The sequence below is a fragment of the Paenibacillus sp. MAEPY2 genome (assembly GCF_000499205.1).
GTDB lineage: Bacteria > Bacillota > Bacilli > Paenibacillales > Paenibacillaceae > Paenibacillus > Paenibacillus vandeheii.
The window spans coordinates 225,508-233,230 of the sequence record NZ_AWUK01000006.1; the positions used below are offsets into that span (position 1 = coordinate 225,508).

The 7,723-nt window shown below is 48.2% G+C and carries 8 protein-coding genes and 1 pseudogene; 6 read left to right on the forward strand and 3 right to left on the reverse strand.

Features of this window, described 5'->3' with window-relative positions; all coding sequences use genetic code 11:
* The first annotated feature begins 14 nt into the window (after nt 1-14).
* The 5 genes from P364_RS0104725 (at nt 15) to P364_RS0104745 (ending at nt 4,753) form a co-directional block, all read left to right on the forward strand.
* The gene (locus P364_RS0104725) at nt 15-1,073 is read left to right on the forward strand and encodes an ABC transporter substrate-binding protein (RefSeq protein WP_052016507.1); all 1,059 of its coding nucleotides are present in this window, start codon (nt 15-17) and stop codon (nt 1,071-1,073) included.
* A gap of 312 nt (nt 1,074-1,385) precedes the next feature.
* Nucleotides 1,386-2,198: a hydroxyethylthiazole kinase gene (gene thiM, locus P364_RS0104730; RefSeq protein WP_024629006.1), complete on the forward strand. Its 813-nt coding sequence runs from the start codon at nt 1,386-1,388 to the stop codon at nt 2,196-2,198.
* Nucleotides 2,195-3,007 (forward strand): bifunctional hydroxymethylpyrimidine kinase/phosphomethylpyrimidine kinase, encoded by an 813-nt coding sequence (gene thiD, locus P364_RS0104735; RefSeq protein WP_024629007.1) that lies wholly within the window; start codon nt 2,195-2,197, stop codon nt 3,005-3,007. Before thiM ends, thiD begins: the two co-directional genes overlap by 4 nt.
* The gene (gene thiE, locus P364_RS0104740) at nt 3,007-3,672 is read left to right on the forward strand and encodes a thiamine phosphate synthase (RefSeq protein WP_024629008.1); all 666 of its coding nucleotides are present in this window, start codon (nt 3,007-3,009) and stop codon (nt 3,670-3,672) included. The genes thiD and thiE overlap by 1 nt, the downstream gene beginning before the upstream one ends.
* Before the next feature lie 337 nt (nt 3,673-4,009).
* Entirely contained in the window at nt 4,010-4,753 is a 744-nt protein-coding gene (locus tag P364_RS0104745) for a MerR family transcriptional regulator (protein WP_024629009.1), read from the forward strand.
* A gap of 275 nt (nt 4,754-5,028) precedes the next feature.
* Here P364_RS0104745 and P364_RS0104750 read toward each other — a convergent pair whose 3' ends face one another.
* A complete protein-coding gene (locus P364_RS0104750; protein ID WP_024629010.1) occupies nt 5,029-5,511 on the reverse strand; it encodes a hypothetical protein in 483 nt (160 codons plus the stop codon).
* A gap of 176 nt (nt 5,512-5,687) precedes the next feature.
* Here P364_RS0104750 and P364_RS35095 point away from each other — a divergent pair.
* Nucleotides 5,688-6,150 (forward strand): annotated as a pseudogene (locus P364_RS35095) (ferritin-like domain-containing protein).
* 58 nt (nt 6,151-6,208) lie between these two features.
* On the opposite strand, the gene P364_RS0104760 reads toward P364_RS35095, so the two are convergent.
* A complete protein-coding gene (locus tag P364_RS0104760) occupies nt 6,209-6,859 on the reverse strand; it encodes a deoxynucleoside kinase (protein ID WP_024629011.1) in 651 nt (216 codons plus the stop codon).
* Nucleotides 6,856-7,479 carry a deoxynucleoside kinase gene (locus P364_RS0104765; RefSeq protein WP_024629012.1) on the reverse strand — a complete coding sequence of 208 codons (624 nt, stop codon included), beginning with the start codon at nt 7,477-7,479 and terminating at the stop codon, nt 6,856-6,858. Before P364_RS0104765 ends, P364_RS0104760 begins: the two co-directional genes overlap by 4 nt.
* Nucleotides 7,480-7,723: the final 244 nt, after the last annotated feature.

Below are 7,723 nucleotides of genomic sequence, written 5' to 3' on the forward strand. Positions count from 1 at the left end.
AGGAACTTTAAATGATGAATACAAAGCATATCTATTCCCTGCTCCCCCTCCTTCTTATAACCCTGATGCTGATCGTTAGCGGATGCGGGAATACGGGTACCAACACACCTGCTATTGATTCAGCTCCCGATGTAAAAGATACAGAATCATCTGCTACCAAAACGTCATCAGATTCCAAAGACAAGCTGTCCATCATGCTCGATTGGTACCCGAATGCCGTACATTCCTTCATCTATGTTGCTCAGGAGAAAGGTTACTTCACGGACCAAGGTCTGGATGTCGATGTCCAGATGCCCGCCGATACGAATGACTCGCTCAAGCTTGTTGCTGCCGGAAAAATCGATCTGGCGCTGAGCTACCAGCCGCAAATTCTGCTCGCGCGTGGGGAGAACATTCCTGTACGTTCCATTGCAGCCATCGTTAGGCATCCGCTTGTGCATCTGTTGACTGAAGCAGATGGTAAAGTAAAGTCGCCAAAAGATCTTGAAGGGCTCACTGTCGGCTATTCCTCAATTCCCCTGTACGAAGCGATGGTCCGTACGATGATCAGCCAGGATGGAGGTAATCCTGACAAGATGGATCTGGTGGATGTGGGATTCGACCTGATTCCTTCCCTGGCGTCCGGACAGGCGGATGCCATTATGGGTGGTTTTATTAACCATGAGCAATTGATTTTGGAAAAAGAAGGCCATGCGATAAATTCATTCAATCCCATCGATTACGGCGTACCTGATTATTATGAACTGGTCCTCACTGCAAGTGAGGTGGGCATTGAAACGAAAAAGGATCAGCTTACACGCTTTATCAAAGCCATACAGGAAGGACAGAAATACGTAACGGAACACCCCGAGGACGCGTTGAACATTCTGCTCGCACATGAGAACGAAACCTCTCCGCTTGACCCGGAGATCGAAACCAAAAGCCTGGATATTTTACTGCCCCTGATGAATGAAGAAGGTCAGCCATTTGGCATGCAGGACGCCTCGTCTTGGGAAAACGTACGTGCATGGCTGGTCCAAAGTGAATTGATTCCTGATTCCGTGAAGGCTGAGGATGCTTTTATTAACTTGTAGGGCGAGTAAGGAAATCGCTTGCTGGATGAGATCAAGCAAAATCCGAAAGTTGTCATTCATTATCCATGTCGGACTACCTGAGTAGATTCGGGATTCAGTGCCTGGATGAATAGAATTCTTATCGAGGATTTGGATCTTTAATTAAGCTTTACAAATGGACTTTGTAGCTATCTGTGAATAGTTTTTAACTCCCATCATTTATTGGAACCATCATAATTCAACAAATGTTGCAGAATTAACAACTAATATAAGCGCAACCCTGCCCTTCCTGCTTTTGTTGATCAAGTTGCTTATTTATAAGGAGGATCTTATATGTCTTATCTGGAACGTGTTCGTACGCAAAATCCACTTGTTCATAACATTACTAATATTGTCGTTGCTCCCTTTACCGCCAACGGTTTACTTGCACTCGGTGCATCTCCCTTTATGGCCTATGCGCATGAAGAAGTCGCGGATGTCGCCAAAATTTCCGGAGCAGTTGTATTGAACATTGGCACTCTGGACGAAAGGGTAGTTGAAGCGATCCGCCTGGCTGGTCAATCGGCGAATGCTAATAACGTGCCTGTTGTGCTTGATCCGGTCGGGGCTGGGGCAACCGCCTACCGTACGGAAACTGTCCAGATGCTCGTTCGTGAGCTTCGCCTTACGGTATTGCGTGGCAATGTGGCGGAAGTCGCCAATGTCATCGGTGAGAGCTGGAGTATCAAAGGCGTGGATGCAGGTCAAGGCGAGGGTGACCGGATTGGAATAGCGGAACGGGCGGCACAAAAACTCGGCTGTGTGGTTGTCATTACCGGACGAGAGGATGTCATTACGGATGGACAAACGACGTTCCTGACGAGTAATGGACATGCCTTGCTTACCCAAGTGACCGGTGCTGGCTGCTTGCTCAGTTCAGTGATTGGGGCTTTTGCAGCCATAGCGAAACCAGGTGACGACTTGCTGAACAGCGTTGTGGAAGCACTCGCTTTTTATGGCATTGCAGCAGAGATTGCTGCGGAACGTACCGCTGACCTGGGACCGGGCAGCTTCCAAATCGAATTGATGAATCAACTGGCCCTAGTGACACCTGACATTATCGCAAAACGGGTACAGGTTCGCCAAATCGATGGTGGTGCGCAATGAGTATTGCGCAGGCTTTGACGATCGCAGGTTCGGATAATGGCGGCGGCGCTGGAATTCAGGCCGATCTGAAGACCTTTCAGGAGCTCGGCGTATACGGCATGACTGTGATTACAGCCATTGCTGCCCAAAATACAACAGGTGTGCAGGGCGTCTTCCCTATCTCGTATGAAGGTATCGCTCAACAGTTAGATTCGACGGGTGATGATTTTCAGCCCTCAGCGGTAAAGACAGGCATGCTCTACAGTGCCGAGATTATTCGGCTGGTCGCCGAGAAATGGCAGCAATACGGTTGGTCCAATCTGGTCATTGATCCGGTTATGGTTGCCAAGGGAGGTGCCCCCCTGCTACAACAGGAAGCCGTTCAGGCGCTAATTACAGAGCTACTGCCTCATGCACTGATCACGACACCGAATATTCCGGAAGCCGAACTGCTCACCGGGATGTCCATTATGAATTTGGGTCAGCGTGAAGAAGCTGCCAAGCGGATCGTGCAGATGGGCTCGACGTATGCTTTGGTGAAGGGTGGTCATGATGAAGGAAGTGGCATGATTGTCGATGTGCTCTATGATGGGCAGTCATTTCATTACCTGGAGAATGTTCGGGTAGTGACACGACATACCCATGGAACGGGATGTACGTATTCTGCAGCCATTACTTCCGAATTGGCGAAGGGCTCCTCTGTACTTGCTGCCGTCACGACCGCGCGAGCATTCATTCAGGCAGCTATTGAAGATGAGCTAGGGATTGGGGCCGGGCATGGGCCGACGAATCATTTTGCGTATCAGCGCAGACAGCGAGGTGAGCAGTGATGCGTCATCTGGATGCAGAAGCGATACGGCGTGCGATGCAGGTGTATTTGGTGATGGGCAGCGTGAATACGACGCGTGACCCAGTAGAGGTGCTGCGCCAAGCCATCGCTGGCGGCATTACGCTGTTCCAGTTCCGGGAAAAAGGAACTGGCGCTCTGGTTGGCGAAGCACGCATCACACTTGCGATGCGGCTTCGCGAGGTGTGCAGCCAGCACGGCATACCGTTCATCGTGAACGATGATGTGGAGCTGGCTGTGGCGGTGGAGGCCGACGGCATGCATGTCGGCCAGGACGATGCGGACGCGGCGCTGGTACGCGCCCGCATCGGAGAAGGGCGGATGCTTGGCGTATCCGCCCACTCCGCGCTGGAAGCCCGCCGTGCGATGCAGGCGGGCGCCGACTATCTTGGCGTCGGGCCCATGTACCCAACGCAATCCAAAGCGGATGCCCACGCTGTGCTGGGCCCCGCCGGGGTGGCCGAACTGCGCGCCGCAGGCATCGCAGTTCCGGTGGTAGGTATCGGCGGCATTACGCCCGATACCACGGCCGCCGTGATGGCGGCAGGAGCCGACGGCGTAGCCGTCATCTCCGCCATCGCGGGCGCGGCCGATGTGCGCGCAGCGGCTGCGCAGTTCGCTGCGGCGGTGCGCGGGATGCAGGCGTAGCCATGCGCTCCCTGCACCGCCAGCCCTTGTGCTGCACCAAGTGCCTGGTGCAGTCTAACAACACTTTACCTCCTCTCCATAACAGAGGAGGCAGTCGCACTACCCATACAGCGCAACAGTCTATAACATGGACAAGCAGTACTCCTGTAAGCAACGGATTATTGAAATTATCCAAGCTTTCAATGAATTACTCATTTACACATTTACTTAGCTTTCAGTCACCCAATCCATTCTCAAGATGCGGTTTCCATGCTCGCATCTTGTTTTTTTCATTTTCCCCTGTTGACTCTCACGTAACGTGACGCTGTACAATCGGTGGTGTAAGGAGGTGTTAATCATGGCCATGAAAGTAAAAGAAGTAGCCGAACTTGTCGGGATCAGTGTGCGCACACTGCATCATTATGATGAGATCGGACTGTTAATACCGGACGAAGTGACTCCTGCAGGGTATCGACTGTATTCAGATGCCAATCTGGAAATGCTGCAGCAGATTTTATTTTTCAAAGAACTCGATTTCTCTCTGAAAGATATCAAGGAAATTATAAACAATCCCTCTTTCGATCAGGAGGAAGCCCTAAATATGCATCGCCGTATTCTATTGGAGAAGCGCCAGCGGTTGGACCAAATGATTGCCACCATTGATAAATCAGTTCAACACGTGAGAGGAGAAATTAAAATGACAGCCAAGGAACAATTCGAAGGTTTTAATTTCAGTCATAATCCGTATGAGCAGGAAGCGCGGGAACGTTGGGGAGACCAAGCCGTGGATCAGGCTAACCAAAAATTACAGAACCAGCCTCCTGAGAAGCAAAAAGCCCTATCCGATCAAATGAACTCAATCTACACCCGACTGGCAGCAATTCGTCACTTTGATCCCACATCTGCCGAGGCACAAGCCGGTATCTCGGAATGGTACACCTATCTGAACAACATGGGTAATTATTCACCTGAAGCCTTCAAAGGGCTGGGGCAGATGTACGTGGAAGACGAACGCTTTACACGTAATATTGATCAATTCGGCGAAGGTTTGGCTGTATTTATGCGGGATGCCATGACTGCCTTTGCTGATCAAAACAGCTAATCAGGCAATAAGCTGTAGTTCCATTTTGCATCATCCGATGTCCACCACCATTAGTATTCATGTGTTTACTTGGACGATTAGAACATTAGAGGATCAATTGGATCTACCTGTTGCTGAGTTCATTCAAAAAGGGACGTACGCCATTGGCCTACGTCCCCTTTTTCGTATCTCAGCCGCAATGTGAACGGGCTTTAAAGCCATTCACTCTGAGTACGCCTTTTTTTTGCATGCAGTCCTGTATTCCACAGAATTTCTGCGTCTTTCAGTCGAAGCAGTTAAGCTCTTGGAGCGTGATCAGACGACGATGCATCTGATGCCAGACTGGTCTTTGCCATCCGTCCTGGAATCTGCCATGCCGATACGATCGCCAGTACGATGAATAACAGATCAACCGGCTCGCTGAAATAATCCGTAAAGGTTTCCACAAATGCACTTACCATCTCACCATCGAACACCAGATTCATCACGCTCGCATCGCTGAACAACTCGGATGTAAAATACACCACCGTCAGATACTTCCCAAGCAAAATACCGATAAGTGCAAATATAACTGCGATGACTTTATGTACCGTTGCGATCCGTTTGTTCGAGAACAATACAACCGCGTAGCCTGTGAGCGCCCCAATGACAATAGCAATGAGCCCAAGCTCTCTTTCCGTCATGGCAGCGATCACTGCCCACACAATACCCCCTACAACTGCTGCCAATAAACCACCAACGATTGGCATGCCGATCTTGATCCCTTGTTTCTCTTCCACGTTGACTTTCCCTCCTGAGTCATGCTTATGCTTATTTTCCAGAATTCACCTTTCCTATGAAACCACAAAATATGCTTTTATTCAACAAATTTCTATGCTTAGGTAAGCAGATTATTGATTTTTAGAACAGGCGGCACATTTGCCTATGATCCACATAATATGCTGTAAAAAGATGTATGGAAGGAGCAACTCCCTTGTACAGTTATCCTTATTATCGGAATGACAGTATGATCATAGCTCAGGTTACGAAAGCCATAAACGGAGAATCCTCGGCTATTGCCTGTTATACTTAAACTTTCCGAATTGGCACCAACTACAGAAGAAAAAATGCGTATTCTGGAGATACGCCAGGATGAAATGAAGCATCTTCAATATTTTATTAGTATTTATGTATCCTTGACGGGAGTTCAGCCCACTGTCCAAATCGCCCAGGATTGTCCATCCGAATACATCGCGGGAATTCACTATGCCTTCAAAGATGAGCAACAGACCGTCGAATTTTATTCTGATGCTGCAGATCAGGCCACTGACCCGCATATTAAAGAAACATTTAGACGGGCTGCCACAGACGAGCAAAGGCATGCCGTATGGTTCCTGTACTATCTGACAAAGCATAAACCAAGCTCCACTGTAAAATAAAAATACATCCCCTCCTATTAAGCATAGGAGGGGACGCGAAATTATAATGATTTTTTATTTAGATTTCCCTAGACGGCTTAATGACAGCAGCAATCTGTGCCAAAATGGCATCCACCGATGCCGGGTCATTCACGTCATACTCATCAATGTTCAAACGCAACACCGGACAAGCCGTAAATTGATTAATCCATACCGAATAGCGCTCATGCATATGCTCCCAGTAGGAACGATCCGTCTGGATCTCCATTTCCCGTCCACGTTCCGTAATTCGATTCAGGATGGATGGCAGACTACCCTCCAGGTAGATCAGCACATCCGGATGAGGGAAATATGGTGTCATCACCATCGCTTCAAACAAACTGCTGTATGTCTCGAAATCCGTAGCCGACATTGTGCCCTGATCGGCATGCATTTGCGCAAAGATGCCAGTATCCTCATAAATGGAACGATCCTGTACAAATCCGCCGCCCAGTTCAAAGATTTTCTTCTGTTCCTTGAAACGCTCTGCCAGGAAGTAGATCTGCAAATGGAAGCTCCAACGTTCAAAGTCATGATAGAACTTCTCCAGATATGGATTGTGGTCGACTTGCTCAAGAGAGGTCTTGAAATTTAAACGCTCTGCCAGAGCTGCAGTTAGTGTGGATTTGCCCACCCCTACAGTACCTGCTACCGTGATTAATGCATTCGCGGGAATGCCATAGTTGTTCATGTGATATACTCCTTTACCTGATTAACAATCTGTTTAAAATGTTCAGGATGTTCTACAAAATCGAGCTGTTCCGCATTCACCTTAATAATAATCGGCCGATTCGGACTGTTAGCAAGGTAGGCCATACCTGTTTTGTAATCTGCGATCAACTGTTCCATATACGCCGGGTCCATATCCTGCTCAAAAGACCGTCCACGTTTGTTGATGCGTTGCATCAATGTTTCGAGTTCAGCTTCAATATATAGCACCAGATTGGGTTTCGGCAGATCATCCGTTAAGAGATGATAGATTTGACGGTATTTGTCCCGTTTTGTTCCCTTTAGGGTACGATCGGCAAAAATCATATTTTTATAGATATGGTAGTCCGAAATAACGGGAGTGTTCTGTTGAATATAGTGAGCGCCCGTATCTTCCAGTTGCTTGAATCGGTTGCACAGAAAAAACATTTCAAGCTGGAAGCTCCACTCATCTATATCCTGATAGAAGGAAGCCAGAAAGGGATTCTCTTCTACAATTTCTTTGACCAGCGGAAGATTCAATTCCTGGGAAAGCATTGTTGCCAACGTTGTTTTCCCGGCTCCAATGGGACCTTCCACTGCAATAAACGGTGCGGATTTCATCGTGTTCCAGTTCCTCCTCGTACTCCTGCGTGTTTCCGTTTCTATATAGACCTCACCTATTGTATCACAGCTTCGATGATGGGAAGGCCAGTATTTTATGTATAAAATGAGTTTTATCTCTACGGACTAATATAAATAAGACAGCCTATAGTAATTATAATAATCCCTAAAATTCATAATAACAGAAAAAGACACGATCGCTTATATACGATCGTGTCTTTCGATTGCTTGGCGGCGTCCTACT